The 14,874-nt window shown below is 50.4% G+C and carries 13 protein-coding genes; 7 read left to right on the top strand and 6 right to left on the bottom strand.

Annotation, left to right across the window (positions count from 1 at the left end; all coding sequences use genetic code 11):
- Positions 1-45: 45 nt before the first annotated feature.
- The 3 genes from galE to PsAD13_RS16590 all read right to left on the bottom strand — a co-directional run bounded on the left by galE (position 46) and on the right by PsAD13_RS16590 (position 2,781).
- The gene (galE, locus tag PsAD13_RS16600; RefSeq protein WP_084404740.1) at positions 46-1,035 is read right to left on the bottom strand and encodes a UDP-glucose 4-epimerase GalE; all 990 of its coding nucleotides are present in this window, start codon (positions 1,033-1,035) and stop codon (positions 46-48) included.
- Positions 1,036-1,104: 69 nt separating this feature from the next.
- The gene (locus PsAD13_RS16595; protein WP_063318870.1) at positions 1,105-2,037 is read right to left on the bottom strand and encodes a cation diffusion facilitator family transporter; all 933 of its coding nucleotides are present in this window, start codon (positions 2,035-2,037) and stop codon (positions 1,105-1,107) included.
- Positions 2,038-2,148: 111 nt separating this feature from the next.
- The gene (locus PsAD13_RS16590) at positions 2,149-2,781 is read right to left on the bottom strand and encodes a MarC family protein (RefSeq protein WP_063311241.1); all 633 of its coding nucleotides are present in this window, start codon (positions 2,779-2,781) and stop codon (positions 2,149-2,151) included.
- 332 nt (positions 2,782-3,113) lie between these two features.
- On the opposite strand from PsAD13_RS16590, the gene gyrA reads away from it, so the two are divergent.
- The 6 genes from gyrA to tgt all read left to right on the top strand — a co-directional run bounded on the left by gyrA (position 3,114) and on the right by tgt (position 10,492).
- Positions 3,114-5,912, top strand: a complete 2,799-nt coding sequence (gene gyrA / locus PsAD13_RS16585; protein WP_063318869.1) for a DNA gyrase subunit A — start codon at positions 3,114-3,116, stop codon at positions 5,910-5,912.
- A 316-nt stretch (positions 5,913-6,228) separates the two neighbouring features.
- On the top strand, positions 6,229-6,732 hold the full coding sequence (gene coaD, locus PsAD13_RS16580; RefSeq protein ID WP_063318868.1) for a pantetheine-phosphate adenylyltransferase: 504 nt from the start codon (positions 6,229-6,231) through the stop codon (positions 6,730-6,732).
- 199 nt (positions 6,733-6,931) lie between these two features.
- Complete coding sequence (locus PsAD13_RS16575) at positions 6,932-7,438, top strand: peptidylprolyl isomerase (RefSeq protein ID WP_063288896.1); 507 nt, start codon at positions 6,932-6,934, stop codon at positions 7,436-7,438.
- Positions 7,439-7,493: 55 nt separating this feature from the next.
- The gene (locus PsAD13_RS16570) at positions 7,494-7,955 is read left to right on the top strand and encodes a peptidylprolyl isomerase (RefSeq protein ID WP_093521872.1); all 462 of its coding nucleotides are present in this window, start codon (positions 7,494-7,496) and stop codon (positions 7,953-7,955) included.
- Positions 7,956-8,228: 273 nt separating this feature from the next.
- Positions 8,229-9,314 carry a tRNA preQ1(34) S-adenosylmethionine ribosyltransferase-isomerase QueA gene (queA, locus tag PsAD13_RS16565; protein WP_063318867.1) on the top strand — a complete coding sequence of 362 codons (1,086 nt, stop codon included), beginning with the start codon at positions 8,229-8,231 and terminating at the stop codon, positions 9,312-9,314.
- Positions 9,311-10,492 carry a tRNA guanosine(34) transglycosylase Tgt gene (gene tgt / locus PsAD13_RS16560; RefSeq protein WP_063318866.1) on the top strand — a complete coding sequence of 394 codons (1,182 nt, stop codon included), beginning with the start codon at positions 9,311-9,313 and terminating at the stop codon, positions 10,490-10,492. Before queA ends, tgt begins: the two co-directional genes overlap by 4 nt.
- A gap of 56 nt (positions 10,493-10,548) precedes the next feature.
- Here tgt and PsAD13_RS16555 read toward each other — a convergent pair whose 3' ends face one another.
- From PsAD13_RS16555 to galU, 3 genes are read right to left on the bottom strand one after another with little or no spacing between them, the layout of a single operon-like run.
- Entirely contained in the window at positions 10,549-11,835 is a 1,287-nt protein-coding gene (locus PsAD13_RS16555) for a nucleotide sugar dehydrogenase (protein WP_063318865.1), read from the bottom strand.
- 21 nt (positions 11,836-11,856) lie between these two features.
- A complete protein-coding gene (locus PsAD13_RS16550) occupies positions 11,857-12,867 on the bottom strand; it encodes an NAD-dependent epimerase (RefSeq protein ID WP_063311234.1) in 1,011 nt (336 codons plus the stop codon).
- Positions 12,868-12,884: 17 nt separating this feature from the next.
- Positions 12,885-13,769, bottom strand: coding sequence for a UTP--glucose-1-phosphate uridylyltransferase GalU (gene galU / locus PsAD13_RS16545; RefSeq protein WP_063318864.1), 885 nt, complete (start codon positions 13,767-13,769; stop codon positions 12,885-12,887).
- Positions 13,770-14,030: 261 nt separating this feature from the next.
- On the opposite strand from galU, the gene cysQ reads away from it, so the two are divergent.
- The gene (gene cysQ, locus PsAD13_RS16540) at positions 14,031-14,840 is read left to right on the top strand and encodes a 3'(2'),5'-bisphosphate nucleotidase CysQ (RefSeq protein WP_063318863.1); all 810 of its coding nucleotides are present in this window, start codon (positions 14,031-14,033) and stop codon (positions 14,838-14,840) included.
- The last annotated feature ends 34 nt before the right edge of the window (positions 14,841-14,874 follow it).

Raw genomic sequence — 14,874 nt, 5'->3', positions numbered from 1 at the left:
CGCAGAAAAGTGTGCCGACTGAGGAGTCAGCCGGCGCAATAGCGTCTAAAGACTGTTTTTGAATTGGAGCTTTTTCTCCCAATCCAGCGCATGCTTTACGATTGTTGGCAGATCATCAAAGCGAGGCTTCCATTCCAGATTGCTCATGATTCTGAAGTTGTCTGCGACAACTTTTGGAGAGTCGCCAGCACGGCGCGGCTCTTTTTTCACCTCAAAATTAACGTCTGATACGGCTTTCACAGCGTCGATGACCTGAAGGACTGAGTAGCCGTCACCGTAGCCTGCGTTCATGATAATGCTATCTCCGCCATCGCGCAGGCGTTTTAGGGCGAGGTAATGTGCGCTTGCGAGGTCGGAAACGTGGATGTAATCGCGCACTCCAGTCCCATCTGGTGTGTCGAAATCATCGCCAAAAATGCCGAGATGGGTACGCTTACCGAGGGCAGCTTCGCAGGCCACTTTGATCAGATGTGTCGCATTCTTGGTGGACTGGCCAGTGCGACCTTCCGGATCAGCGCCTGCCACATTAAAATAGCGTAGAGCCGTGTATTTGAACTCGTGGGCGGCGGCCGTATCGCGCAGCATAAGTTCTGTCATCAACTTTGAGGTGCCGTAAGGGCTTAAGGGGGTTAGAGGGGTGTCTTCAGAAACTGGAATAACTTCTGGATCACCATAAACCGCTGCGGTTGATGAGAAGATGAAATGCTTGATGCCACTCTTCACACAGGCTTCAATTAATGCGCGTGAGGCTGCTGTGTTATTCTCATAATATTTCAATGGGTTAGAGACGGATTCTGGGACGATAATTGAGCCCGCGAAGTGAATGACCGCAGAGATGTCGTGGTTGCGGAAGATTGTCTGGAGCAGATCAAGGTCTGTGATTTCGCCTTCGTAAAGCTTGGTGCTCTGCGGGATGGCCCAATCGAAGCCCGTGGACAGATTGTCTATGACGACAAAATCCTCTCCTGCGTCGTGAAGACACCACGTCATGTGGCTTCCAATATATCCGCAGCCGCCTGTTACAAGTATGGTCATTGTCTGCTCCAAAATTCTTAGTATGTAAGCTTCTTAAGGGTCTAATTTGTGAGTCACTAGGCGGACAAATTACTCGCCCTCAAGAATCTGATGATCGCGTGCAGCCTGAACCTCAAGGAATACGCGTCCGATCAATGGTTGTGCCCGTTTGATCGTGTCTTCCAGTGAGAAGATGACTTCTTCAACTGCGCCTGCTGTCAGAGCGTCTTCGAAATCCAGCGAGGCTGCGAGAAGGACGTCATTTGGGCCCAGGTGCAGGGTGCGAATTTCATTCACGCCTTTTACGGCTGCTGGTGCCTGTAGAATTTCGCGGACGGAGGCAACAAGTTCGTCAGAAGCGCTTTCGCCGATGAGGAGGCCTTTGGTTTCCAGTGCCAGAACAAAGGCCGTGCCTGCGAGGATTAGGCCAATTACGACAGATGCTGCTCCATCCAGCCATGCGATGCCAAAAGCTTGAGCTCCGTAGATGCCGACAAGTGCTACGAGCAGGCCGAGCATTGCGGCTGTATCTTCGAAAAGCACTGTGAAAACTGTTGGGTCTTTGCTGTCGCGTACGGCGGCAAGGAAAGGGCGTTTGCCTTTGGTTTTTTTGAACTCTTTGTAGGCGACCATCCAGGCCCAGCCTTCAAAAATGATTGCGAGTCCAAGAACGATATAAGCGATCAGGGCAGATTCAATCGGGTGAGGATTGAGGATTTTCTGAATGCCTTCGTAGAGCGAAATACCTGCGCCGACCGCGAAAATCATGATGGCGACGACAAATGCCCAGAAGTAAATTTCTGAGCCATATCCGAACGGGTGTTTTTCATCTGCAGGTTTTTCAGCGCGCTTCATGCCAAGCAGCAGGAGGCCCTGGTTCCCTGTGTCAACGAGCGAGTGAATGCCTTCGGACAGCATTGCGGCAGACCCGGTATAGGCTGCGGCAGCAAATTTGGTGATTGAAATGAGTGTGTTGCCAGCAAGGGCGGCGAAAATCACTTTTTTTGAGCCGTGGGCAGCCATTCGAATCCTCCGTAAAATACAAGGGTGACTTTACGAAGGGGATTTGGGACTGCAAGCTTTAACTCATTTGGAGAGAAGAGCGCCCACAAGAGGTATGGGCGCTCGCCTGAATTATGAATGCATCTCGATTAACGAGAAGATGCCGTCTGCAACGAACTGAACGGACAGCGCGGCAAGGATCACACCAAAAAGACGGGTGATGATGAGCTGAACTGTGGAGCCGAGCAGTTTATCGATGCGCGCTGCCAGTAGAAACACAAAGAAGCTGAGTGCAAGCACAGAAAGGAGGACTGCGATCAGGCTCATCTGGCCTGCGAAACCCGGCGCCTGCCCGGCGAGTAGGATGATTGCAGAGATAGTTGCCGGACCTGCAATGAGCGGAATAGCCAGTGGGAACACAGCTGTCTGAGACAGGTCTTCCTGTTCGACAACCTTTTCCGCACTTTCAGCTTTACGCTTTTGGCGATGTTCGAACACCATCTCAGTTGCAATGATGAAGAGTAGAAGGCCGCCTGCAACCTTAAATGCAGCTTGAGAGATGCCGAGAACTTCCAGAAGCTGGCGTCCGGCAAAGAAAAATGCCAGAAGCGTGATGCCAGAAATGATCACGGCTTTAATCGCGATCTGACGGCGCTCAACACTGCTTGCCCCGGCGGTTACTGCCAGAAAAATCGGCGCCAGGCCAATCGGGTCAATGGTGACAAACAGCATGGCAAATGCATTGATGAGGAACTCAATGAGCATTGCGCTTTACCTTGTGTGTGATGTTAGCCCAACTTTGGGCGTTTTACCCGCATTTCTGCGGTTCTTGAGAGGGCGCTAACAGACAATGTTGTATTTGGCAAGAGTTTGATAGGATTTTGCACTGCCTGCGTATGGCTTAGTATTTTTATGAGGAAGAGCGAGGCTTTTGAGCAACGAAACTGCGTAGAAAGGCTAATAACCAGTGGTCGGTGGGGCCGTGGGGTAAGGTAGTTGTTATTAGGTGCCTTTTCAGGGCTTGTGGCGTTTGGTTCTGCGGTTTGAATCGGGTATAAAGACTGGGAATTCTGACTTAAAATTGATGAGAATAATCCTTGGCAGATCAGGACTTAAGTACACCACCAGGTGGCCTACCCAGCGACATTCGGCCCGTCTCTATCACAGATGAAATGAAGCGCAGCTATCTCGATTACGCCATGAGCGTGATTGTGAGCCGTGCGCTTCCCGATGTTCGTGATGGTTTGAAGCCGGTTCACCGCCGTATTCTGTATTCTATGCATGAAAACGGATACGAGTGGAACAAGCCCTACCGTAAATCAGCCCGCGTCGTTGGTGACGTTATGGGTAAATATCACCCACATGGTGATAGTGCGATTTATGATGCTCTTGTTCGTATGGCGCAAAATTTCTCCATGCGCCTGCCGCTCATTAATGGGCAGGGCAACTTTGGCTCGGTTGATGGTGACCGTGCTGCAGCGATGCGTTATACAGAGTGTCGCCTCGAAAAAGTTGCTCAGACACAGCTTTCCGATATCGACAAAGATACCGTGAACTTCAACGAGAACTACGATGGTTCCGAGACGGAACCTGAAGTTCTCCCAGCACGCTACCCGAATCTGCTGGTAAACGGTGCTGGTGGTATCGCAGTTGGTATGGCGACCAATATTCCGCCGCATAACATGGGTGAAGTGATTGATGGCACGATCGCAATGATCGAGCGCCCTGAAATCACTCTGCCAGAGTTGATGGAGATTATCCCGGGTCCGGACTTCCCGACCGGTGGTATTATTCTTGGCCGTGCTGGCATCAAATCAGCCTATGAGACCGGACGTGGTTCCGTTCTTATGCGCAGCCGGGTTGAGACGGAAGAAATTCGCTCAGGCCGTATGGCATTGATTGTCACTGAAATCCCTTATCAGGTGAACAAATCCTCTATGATCGAAAAGATCGCAGAGCTTGTTCGTGAAAAGCGGATTGAGGGCATCTCTGACATTCGCGACGAATCAGATCGTCGTGGCATGCGCGTTGTTATTGAGCTGAAGCGTGATGCGGTTCCTGATGTTATCCTGAACCAGCTCTATCGTTACTCTCAGCTTCAACAGAGCTTTGGCTGTAACGTGGTGGCTCTGAATGGTGGCCGTCCTGAGCAGCTTGCTCTGCAGGATATGCTGAAAGCGTTCATTGCTTTCCGTGAAGAGGTTATTGGTCGACGGACCCGGTTCCTTCTGAACAAAGCGCGTGATCGTGCTCATGTTCTCGTAGGTTTGGCTGTTGCGACTGCCAACATTGATGATGTTATTCATCTTATTCGCACAGCACCTGATCCTGCGACTGCGCGCCGTCAGCTGATGGAGCGTAACTGGCCAGCGAAAGACATCGAGCCGCTGATCCAGCTGATTGATGATCCACGCTACGCTATTCAGGAAGATGGTACGTTCAAGCTTTCTGAAGATCAGGCTCGCGCCATTCTGGATCTGCGCTTGCAGCGTCTGACTGCTCTGGGCCGTGACGAGATTGGCGATGAACTCGACAAGCTGGCGACGGAGATCAAGGACTATCTTGATATTCTACGTAGCCGTGAGCGTATTCTTCAGATTGTTCGTACCGAGCTTGAAGAAGTACGTGATGAGTTTGCGACGCCGCGCCGGACAGAAATTACTGATGGTGGCGGAGATCTGGATGATGAAGATCTGATCCAGCGTGAAGATATGGTCGTGACCGTATCTCATACCGGCTACATCAAACGCGTTCCTCTGGACACTTATCGTGCGCAGCGTCGTGGCGGTAAGGGCCGGTCTGGCATGCGGACGAAAGACGAAGATTTTGTAACCCGTCTGTTCGTTGCCAATACGCATACGCCGGTTCTGTTCTTCTCTTCACGCGGTATCGCTTATAAGATGAAAGTCTGGCGCCTGCCTCTGGCCAGCCCTCAGGCACGTGGTAATGCTTTGGTCAATATGCTTCCTCTGGAGCAGGGTGAACGCATCACATCTATTCTGCCGCTTCCTGAAAATGAGGAAACATGGGCAGAGCTGGACGTGATGTTTGCGACCAAGCGTGGAACCATCCGCCGGAACAAGCTTTCAGACTTCGCTCAGATCAATAAAAACGGCAAGATCGCCATGAAGTTGGAAGAGGGCGATGGCATCGTCAACGTTATGACTTCAACGGAAGACGATGATGTTCTGCTGACGACCTCGTCGGGTATGTGTATTCGCTTCCCGGCAACGGATGTTCGTGTGTTCTCTGGCCGTAACTCCGTTGGTGTTCGTGGGATCAACCTTGCTGAGAGTGATCACGTCATCTCCATGACGATCCTCGGTCACTTTGAGTGCGATTCAGAAGAGCGGACGGCTTATCTGAAGCTTTCCCGTGCTATGCGCGGTGAGGAAGCAGAAGAGAATGTGTCCTTTGAGGATGCGGGCATCTCCGAAGAACGCTTTAAAGAGATGGACGAGAGTGAAGAAGTCATTCTTACTGTTTCTGAAAAGGGTTATGGCAAGCGCACCAGCTCGTATGAGTACCGCACTACCGGTCGTGGTGGTAAGGGTATCGCGGCGATGACGGTGAATGATCGTAATGGCCGCCTGGTTGCGTCTTTCCGTAGTGAGGACAGTGACGAGATTATGCTGGTGACCGATGGTGGTCAGCTGATCCGTTGCCCGGTTAACGGCATCCGCATTGCAGGTCGTTCGACACAAGGTGTGACCGTGTTCAATACCTCTGCTGAAGAGCAAGTTGTTGCAGTGGAGCGTATTAGCGAAGCTGATGATGACGAGAATGTTGAAGCTGAAGACGCTGTTGAGGTTGGTACAGACACCGGAGGGGCAGACGCAGAGAGCGCTGCTCCGGCACCTGAGGGTGACGGTGGTGAAGCGCCAAGCACTGAGTAAGTGATGTAGATTCTAGAAAAAAGGCGGGGCATGTGCTCCGCCTTTTTTGTTTCTGGTTATTTTATTCTGGGAGAGCGAATTACACTTTTGTGAGTGATATAGATTTGAAGGCTTTCATTGTGCTTTTCTAGAAGCACGTCTTGGGTAGATCCAACTATCGATCCAATTCTGCATGATCTGTCCTAAATGGTATGGCCTAATTGTCAGAAATAGCTTGAAACGCATGGGTAAAATGGGTTCAATCTCGCCAAAGCCCAAAAGGTAAGTGTCATTTATGATGCTTATGGGGAGAGGCATTTGTGACGCGAGAGATTATATGAAGCGCATTGCACTTTATCCGGGGTCTTTTGATCCTATGACACACGGTCATCTGGATATTCTGGAGCAATCATTGGTTTTGGCTGATGAGGTGATTGTAGCTATTGGTATTCAGGCTTCCAAGGCTCCATTGTTTTCCTTTGAAGAACGTGTGGAGTTGATCCGCCTTGCTTGTGAAGAGCAGTTTGGTGCAGAAAATGCTGCTCGTATTCGTGCAGTCTCCTTTACTGGGCTGGTAGTGGATGCAGCGCGAGAGCATGGCTCTAATATTCTGGTGCGCGGACTTCGAGACTCGACTGATCTCAATTATGAAATGCAGATGGCTGGAATGAATGGGGCGATGGCACCTGACATCAAGACCGTATTTTTTCCAAGCTCACCAGTGATGCGCCCCATTACGGCTACACTGGTGCGCCAGATTGCAAAGATGGGGGGAGATTACAGTTCGTTTGTCCCCAAGTGTGTTGAGGCTGCGCTTAAAAAGCGCTTTGAGATTGCTTAAAAACAACGCAACAGAAAAGACTGCCTATTTGATAGGGTTAGACTTTTTTAGCGCGTCGCGTTTATGTGCAATCACATAACACCCGCTAAATTTTGTTTTGTGTGCGTATCTCTTTTCGAAAGCCAATTGGGAATTTGGGAGGTACGCCTTGGCTAAGACAAGGACAGAAATCTTGCTACGTATCCTGACAGCATGTGCGATGGTTGTAGGCGCATTTATGATGCCATTCACCGCCAGCGCGAAAGATCTTGAAAACACGATTTATCTGGACCTGAAAGACGGACGCGTTGAAATTGCGCTGCGTCCTGATCTTGCACCTGAGCATGTGAAGCGTATTAAACAGCTTACACGTGAAGGCTTTTATGATGGCATCGTATTCCATCGTGTGATTGATGGCTTCATGGCGCAGACTGGCGACCCAACCGGCACAGGCATGGGCGGCTCTGAAATGCCTGACCTGAAAGCTGAGTTCTCCAAGGCTCCGTTCAAGCGCGGTACTCTTGGCATGGCGCGGTCCCGCAGCCCGAACAGTGCGAACTCTCAGTTCTTTATCATGTTCAATGATGGGTCCTGGCTTGATGGTCAGTACACCGTATTTGGTGACGTGGTTTCCGGAATGGACGCTGTAGACAAGATCAAACGCGGCGAACCTGTTCGTAACCCTGATAAGATCATCAAAATGCAGGTTGCGGCAGACGCCAAGTAGAGGCTATGTCTGCACTCAGACTTATTCTAAGATAAAGGACAGTCCCGTGGCTGATATCAAAGATCCAGAAAACACACTGCTGCTGGAAACCACTCAGGGCAACGTTGTTATTGAACTGCGTCCTGACCTGGCACCTAACCACGTTGCTCGTATTAAAGAGCTCGCACGTGAAGGCTTTTACGACGGCATCGTGTTCCACCGTGTGATTGACGGCTTCATGGCTCAGACCGGCTGCCCTCAGGGCACAGGTACTGGCGGCTCCGGCAAAAAGCTGAAAGCTGAGTTCAACGATGCGAAACACGTTCGCGGCACTTGCTCCATGGCTCGCTCTATGGATCCAAACTCCGGTGACAGCCAATTCTTCATCTGCTTCGGCGATGCATCCTGGCTCGACGGCCAGTACACCGCATGGGGTCAGGTTGTTGAAGGTATGGACAACGTTGACAAGATCAAACGTGGTGAGCCTGTTTCCAACCCAGATAAGATCGTATCTTTGAAGGTTGCTGCAGACGCTTAATGGCGAACGCACTGCGAATTATAAAAGGCTCGGCATTTTGCCGGGCCTTTTTGTTAGGGCCATGCAAATGGACGCAGCGCTTTTCTAAACAGGTTGACCTAAATTGCGTCAGGGGGTATCTCCCTCTGGCTTCAATCGTTTGACTGCGGGACAGGTGACAGCAAAGCCTGCAGAGAACAAACGGATTTGGCAATAATTCCAATAAGACAGCACGGAGATGGCGACCACATACTGTGCGGCGCTGAGTTGCTGTTTTGTAAAGCTGGATACCCTATGCTGGTTGATGATTTTGATTTTGATCTGCCGCCGGAAAACATTGCGCTCCGCCCGGCAGTTCCGCGTGATAGTTCACGATTGTTGGTGGTGCGCCCCGATGGTGAGCAACTGCTGACAGATGATCAGGTGCTGTCTCTGCCTGATCTTTTAGAGCCGGGTGATGCGCTTGTCTTTAATGATACAAAAGTCATTCCGGCACAGCTGCTTGGCTTCCGCTCACGTGATGGCGTGACGGCAAAAGTTGGTGTGACATTGCACCAGCGGGCCAGTGCCAAGGAATGGCGTGCATTTGTTCGCCCTGCTAAAAAACTGAAAGTTGGTGATACTGTTCGTTTTGCTTTTGACGAGGAGAGCAAGGATACAGCAGAGCTTTCTGCTGTTGTGACTGAGAAGTCTGAGGCTGGCGATATTCTGTTCGAGTTTGACCGCTCTGCCGGTGAGCTGGATGCTGCGATTGCGCAGGTGGGGCACATTCCGCTGCCGCCTTACATTGCCGCCAAGCGTGCTGAAGACGATCAGGACCGCAAAGATTATCAAACCATCTACGCAAAGTATGAGGGTGCTGTTGCTGCACCCACTGCTGGCTTGCATTTTACAGATCAGTTGTTTGCTGCACTTGAAAAGCGCGGTATTGAGAAGCACTTTGTGACGCTTCATGTGGGCGCTGGAACGTTTTTGCCAGTCAAAGCCGACAAGACTGAAGACCATAAGATGCACTTTGAGTATGGCGAGATCAGCAATGAGACCGCAGCTGCGCTCAATGCTGTACGTGCTCGCGACAACAAGATTGTTTCTGTTGGCACAACATCCCTGCGCATTCTGGAAAGTTCAGTATCTGAGGATGGCGTGATCAACCCGATTTCTCAAAGCACCGACATTTTTATTACGCCGGGCTATCAGTTTAAAGCCATTGATGCGCTGATGACGAACTTCCATTTGCCGCGCTCTACGCTGTTCATGCTTGTGAGCGCATTGAGTGGCATGGATGAAATGCGCGCTGCTTATGAGCATGCGATCAGCACTGGCTACCGTTTTTACAGTTATGGAGACAGCTCGCTGCTGTTCAAAAAGGCTTCAAAATGACCGAAACATCTCGTGAAACACAGCAGGGCACCAAGCCGTTTTCCTTCAAGCTGCTGAAAACAGATGGCATGGCGCGCCGCGGTGAAATTACAACGCCGCACGGCAAGGTTCATACGCCTGCGTTTATGCCGGTTGGTACACAGGCGACTGTAAAGGCTATGTATCCGCAGCAGGTGCGTGATCTGGGGGCGGATGTTGTTCTCGGTAACACATACCATTTGATGCTGCGCCCGACTGCTGAGCGGATTGCCAAACTTGGTGGCCTGCATAAATTTATGGGATGGGATCACACGATCCTGACAGACTCTGGTGGGTTCCAGGTAATGTCCTTGTCTGGTCTTCGCAAGATGACAGAAGAAGGTGTAACCTTCTCGTCTCATCATGATGGGTCAAAGCATTTCATGAGCCCGGAGCGCTCTGTTGAAATTCAGGGCCTGCTTGGTTCTGATATCCAGATGCAGCTTGATGAGTGTATTGCTCTTCCTGCTGAGCGGGATGAAGTTGAGCGTGCCATGCAATTGTCTTTGCGTTGGGCTGAACGCTCCCGTGCTCAGTTTGAGAAGATGGGCGGCCCAGAAAAGGGGCAGGGCCTTTACGGTATTGTTCAGGGCGGTGACGTGCCGGATCTACGTGTTGAATCTGCTCAGCGGCTTGGTGAGCTTCCGATGGAAGGTTATTCCGTTGGTGGTCTGGCCGTTGGTGAGCCTCAGGCCGTCATGCTGAAGATGCTGGAGATCACGACGCCTGCGATGCCAAAGGACAAGCCGCGTTATCTGATGGGTGTTGGCACACCAGAAGATATTCTGGAAAGTGTCGCGCGTGGTATTGATCAGTTTGACTGTGTGATGCCAACCCGTGCTGGCCGTCATGGATTGGCCTATACCCGATTTGGTAAGGTAAACCTGAAGAATGCGCGCCATTCTGAAGACCCGCGCCCGTTGGATGAGCAATCCAACTGTGAAGCAACTTCCAAATACTCCCGCGCTTACCTGCACCATCTGGTGCGTGTGAATGAAGGTCTGGCTGCGATGCTGTTGACCTGGAACAACCTTGCTTACTACCAGTACCTGATGCAGGGCATCCGTGATGCGATTGATGAAGGTCGGTTTGAAGAGTTCCGCCAGCAGACCAAAGAAGACTGGGCACGTGGCGACATGGCGCCTTATGTTTGGTCATAGGGTTCAGCGAACATAAAAACTACGAAGGCTTGGGTGTGAGAATGCCCAAGCCTTTTCTATAGGCGCCATAGAAGCACATGCTCTGGTGTCTTCTCTCTTTCCAAGAGACCATGAAGATCGGCAACAAAGACTTTTTCTGCACTTAAATACCGCTCCATCACATGCCAGGGTTCTTCGTTCTCGAAGAAAGCGTGATGGGGGACTGCCAAAATAACTGCATCACAGTCACCCGGTGGAGTTTCCTGATAGAGTTCAACGCCAAAGTGCTCTTTCGTGTGTTCCGGATCGGCTAAAGGGTCGACAGCGAAGATATGGGCACCGAAGCGTTCCAACTCTCTAATCAAGTCGATTACTTTGGAATTTCGCGTGTCAGGCACGTCTGCCTTGTATGTGATGCCTAAAATGGCAATGCGAGGTGGCATAGGGCGTGCAAGTTTTACGCAGCCTTGAATGACTTCTGTTGCAATGAACTTGCTCATACTTTCATTGGTTCCTCGTCCTGCAAGGATGACTTGCGGGGAGAAACCAAGCTGGTGTGCTTTATCTGTCAGGTAGTAAGGGTCAACGCCGATACAGTGTCCGCCGACCAAACCGGGATGAAATGGCAGGAAGTTCCATTTGGTTGAAGCACCTTCCAGAACATCGCGAGTATCGATATCCATGGCATGAAACAGCATGGAGAGCTCATTCATGAGCGCTATGTTCAAATCACGTTGTGTATTTTCAATGACCTTTGCAGCTTCAGCGACTTTAATGGATGAGGCTTTGTAAACACCTGCTTTGACAATCTTTCCGTATAGCTCGGCCAGTGTTTCAAGTGCATCCTCTGAACTGGCTGAAACGATTTTGAGCAGATTAGAAAGCGTGTGCTTTTTGTCGCCGGGATTGATCCGCTCGGGTGAGTATCCAATCTGGAAATCCTTCTGAAATCGCAGGCCGGACTCTCGTTGCAAAAGGGGGATCGCGATCTCTTCGGTGGCGCCGGGATAAACTGTAGATTCGAACACTACGATGTCGTTGGGCTTCATGAAGGCCCCAACGATTTTTGAGGCTTTTTTTATTGGGCCGAGATCAGGGCGTTTGGAGATGTTTATTGGAGTGGGGACAGCAACAATGTGGATCCGCGCCTGTCTGATATCAGGCGCGGAATACGTGAGCGTTAGGTTTTTGGAAGAAAGAGCCGTCTTGCTGACAGAGGCAGTTCTATCATTTCCCTCGAGAAGTTCTTGGACCCGGTGACGATCTATATCGTAACCAATGGTTTTGATACCTGCATGCGCCAGCGCGCAAGCAACAGGCAAGCCTACATAGCCAAGCCCGACAACTGAGACGATTTCTTCCATAAAATGGCACCTTGGGATGTCCTACACATTGTAGTAATCCCGATACCATTTGACGAAGTTTGCAACCCCTGCCTTTACGGAGGTTTGCGGTTTGAAGCCCGTTGTCTCAATCAGATCCGTAACATCAGCGAAGGTGGCTGCAACGTCTCCAGGCTGGAATGGTAAGAACTCTTTCTTTGCGGTCATGCCCAGCGCGTCTTCGATGGCGGCAAGATAGTCCATTAGCTGAACCGGATCGCTGTTGCCGATGTTGAAGACCTGATACGGTGCGCTGGAGGTCGCTGGATCAGCTGCTTTTCCATCCCAATCATCCGTACGTTTGGGCGGAAGGTTTGCAACCCGCACAATACCTTCCACAATATCATCCACGTATGTGAAATCACGGATCATATTGCCGTGGTTGAACAGCGGTACAGGTTTACCCTCTAATATGGCCTTGGTGAATTTGAACAGAGCCATGTCCGGGCGCCCCCAAGGACCGTAAACGGTAAAGAACCGCAAGCCTGTACAAGGGATGTCAAAGAGGTGGGCATAGGAATGGGCCATTGCCTCATTGGCTTTTTTGGTGGCTGCATAGAATGAAACCGGATGATTGCCGCCACGGTGCGTTGATAATGGCATTGTTTCATCCAGCCCGTAGACAGAACTGGTGGACGCGTAGACCAGATGCTTTACACCATGAGCGCGCGCGCCTTCCAGTATGGATAAAAAGCCAGTGACGTTGGCATCGACATAAGATTGAGGGCTTTCCAGCGAGTAGCGCACGCCTGCCTGAGCAGCAAGGTGAATGACCTTTGACGGTGCATGTTGCTTGAAGATGCGCATGACAGCTTCGGCATCTTCAAGCCTGATCCGTTCCTCTGTGAAATGGTTAGAGGATGTGAGGCGTTTCAGTCGCTCTTCCTTCAGCGTCACATCATAGTAGTCTGTGACACAATCCAGGCCGATGACATGATAGCCATCTTGTAACAGACGGAGGGCTACAGCGTTGCCGATAAAGCCGGCAGTGCCTGTTACAAGTACTTTTTCCATTTCACGTTTCCCGATACTCAGCTGGTTTTTACAAGAAGCTTGTCCAACATTGGGCGTAGCTGTGCAGCCAGCTCCGAATCATCCAATGCGTAAGCGACATTTGCCGACAAGAACCCTGAGCGAGAACCACAGTCATAAGTTTCTCCACGGAATTCGACGCCGTGGAAGTCCTGCTGACCCATCAGTGTGAGCATGGCATCGGTGAGCTGAATCTCACCACCAGCACCGGTGCTCTGGTTTTCGAGAAGTCCAAAAATCTCTGGCTGCAGGATATAACGGCCATTGATGTAGAGGTTTGACGGTGCAGTCCCTTCTGCTGGCTTTTCAACCATACCAGTGATGGAGAACGTGTCGTCAGCGCGTGGAGCATCCCGCTCGATAATGCCGTATTTGTGTGTTTGATCCCACGGCACTTCCTCAACTGAGATGATGTTGCCGCCATGGTTCTCATAGGCCTCTACCATTTGTGAGAGGCAGCCTTTTGGCGCTTTCATCAGCATGTCTGGCAGCAAAATAGCGAAAGGTTCATTGCCGATGATGTCGCGTGCACACCAGATCGCATGCCCCAGGCCGAGAGGTTCCTGCTGACGGGTGAAACTGGTTGTACCTGCGGAAGGACGGATCTTTTCAAGAAGTTCCAACGCATGGTCTTTGTTTCTGCGACGCAGAGTTTCTTCCAGCTCGTAAGCAATATCGAAGTGATCTTCGATCACCTGCTTGTTTCTGCCTGTTACAAATACGATGTGCTCAATCCCGGCAGCGCGAGCTTCATCAACCACGTATTGGATGATAGGCCGATCCAGAATGGTCAGCATTTCTTTTGGAACGGCTTTTGTTGCAGGAAGGAAGCGGGTGCCCAGACCTGCAACCGGGAGAACAGCTTTTCGTATCGCACGTGTCATATATTTGAATTCCTTAGGTCAAGGAGATCGAAACAGTCATTTTCTTAGCACTTATCTGCAGCGAATTAGGCTCGTCAATGGTACCAAATGAATTTGTCCTAGGACATAATGCTTCGATTGCCCGAAATTTGAATTACTCATTCTTTAGAGATGTTCATTCGCAGTCAATTATCGCGAAATTGTGAAGCTCTCTTGTTTCTCCAGAACATGCTGTTCTAAAAGTTACTTCCGAATGAACAAGATGCAATCAGAGGTATAATTGTGATTGAAGGTTTTAAGCTTGCGGCATTGGAAGCCGGACAACGAATTCTGGGGATTTATGGAGAGGACGTTCAGTCTAAAAAAAAGGGAGACGGGTCACCGGTCACGGTTGCTGATCAGCTGGCGGAGGAGATAATTCTGAAACATCTAGCTGTTTTGTGTCCTCATATACCAGTCATCGCTGAAGAATCTATGGAGGCCGGGGTCATGCCTGAAACTGGTTCTTGTTTCATTCTTGTTGACCCACTTGATGGTACGAAGGAATTCATCAACAGGAACGGAGAGTTCACTGTCAATATTGCTTTGATTGAGAAAGGCAAACCGACAAAAGGAGTTATTTATGCCCCTGCAACTGGTGAGTTATTTTGGGGAGAAGATAACAAAGGTGCCTTTCGTGCTGATGCAAAAGGTCTTGAGTGCGGTGATGAATCTCAAATGAGTTGTAAGGCGGTTTCTGACGAACTGTTAGTTCTGGCAAGTCGTTCGCATCGCTGTGAGAAAACCAATACCCTCATTTCAAAGCTAGAGAACTCTTCAATTATAGCCGCGGGTTCTTCTTTGAAATTTTGTCGGCTTGCGGAGGGTAAGGCAGATTTCTATCCACGCATGGGGCCAACGATGGAGTGGGACACAGCTGCTGGACAGGCAATTTTGTGTGCAGCTGGGGGAAGCGTTATAGTGGAAGGTGGAGAGCCACTTGAATATGGCAAGCTGGAAACGCCTCAAGGCAAGCCTTTCGCAAATCCTTGCTTCCTTGCGGTCGCAGACGAAAAAATTATTTCCCATTATGGCTTAAGGTCGGGTTGGTAAGCTTCGGCGCATCAATGTTCAACCGTTAAACTCT

It is taken from the genome of Pseudovibrio sp. Ad13, assembly GCF_001623225.1.
Lineage (GTDB): Bacteria > Pseudomonadota > Alphaproteobacteria > Rhizobiales > Stappiaceae > Pseudovibrio.
This window is presented reverse-complemented; position numbering and strand designations above follow the sequence as displayed.

What these genes read in the sequence shown, in the direction of transcription:
- PsAD13_RS16590 (WP_063311241.1), bottom strand. Translation starts at nt 2,781, where the DNA reads ATGCTCATTGAGTTCCTCATCAATGCATTTGCCATGCTGTTTGTCACC.
- PsAD13_RS16550 (WP_063311234.1), bottom strand. Translation starts at nt 12,867, where the DNA reads ATGGAAAAAGTACTTGTAACAGGCACTGCCGGCTTTATCGGCAACGCT.
- tgt (WP_063318866.1), top strand. Translation starts at nt 9,311, where the DNA reads ATGACCGAAACATCTCGTGAAACACAGCAGGGCACCAAGCCGTTTTCC.
- coaD (WP_063318868.1), top strand. Translation starts at nt 6,229, where the DNA reads ATGAAGCGCATTGCACTTTATCCGGGGTCTTTTGATCCTATGACACAC.
- PsAD13_RS16575 (WP_063288896.1), top strand. Translation starts at nt 6,932, where the DNA reads ATGGTTGTAGGCGCATTTATGATGCCATTCACCGCCAGCGCGAAAGAT.
- galE (WP_084404740.1), bottom strand. Translation starts at nt 1,035, where the DNA reads ATGACCATACTTGTAACAGGCGGCTGCGGATATATTGGAAGCCACATG.
- PsAD13_RS16555 (WP_063318865.1), bottom strand. Translation starts at nt 11,835, where the DNA reads ATGGAAGAAATCGTCTCAGTTGTCGGGCTTGGCTATGTAGGCTTGCCT.
- galU (WP_063318864.1), bottom strand. Translation starts at nt 13,769, where the DNA reads ATGACACGTGCGATACGAAAAGCTGTTCTCCCGGTTGCAGGTCTGGGC.
- PsAD13_RS16595 (WP_063318870.1), bottom strand. Translation starts at nt 2,037, where the DNA reads ATGGCTGCCCACGGCTCAAAAAAAGTGATTTTCGCCGCCCTTGCTGGC.
- queA (WP_063318867.1), top strand. Translation starts at nt 8,229, where the DNA reads ATGCTGGTTGATGATTTTGATTTTGATCTGCCGCCGGAAAACATTGCG.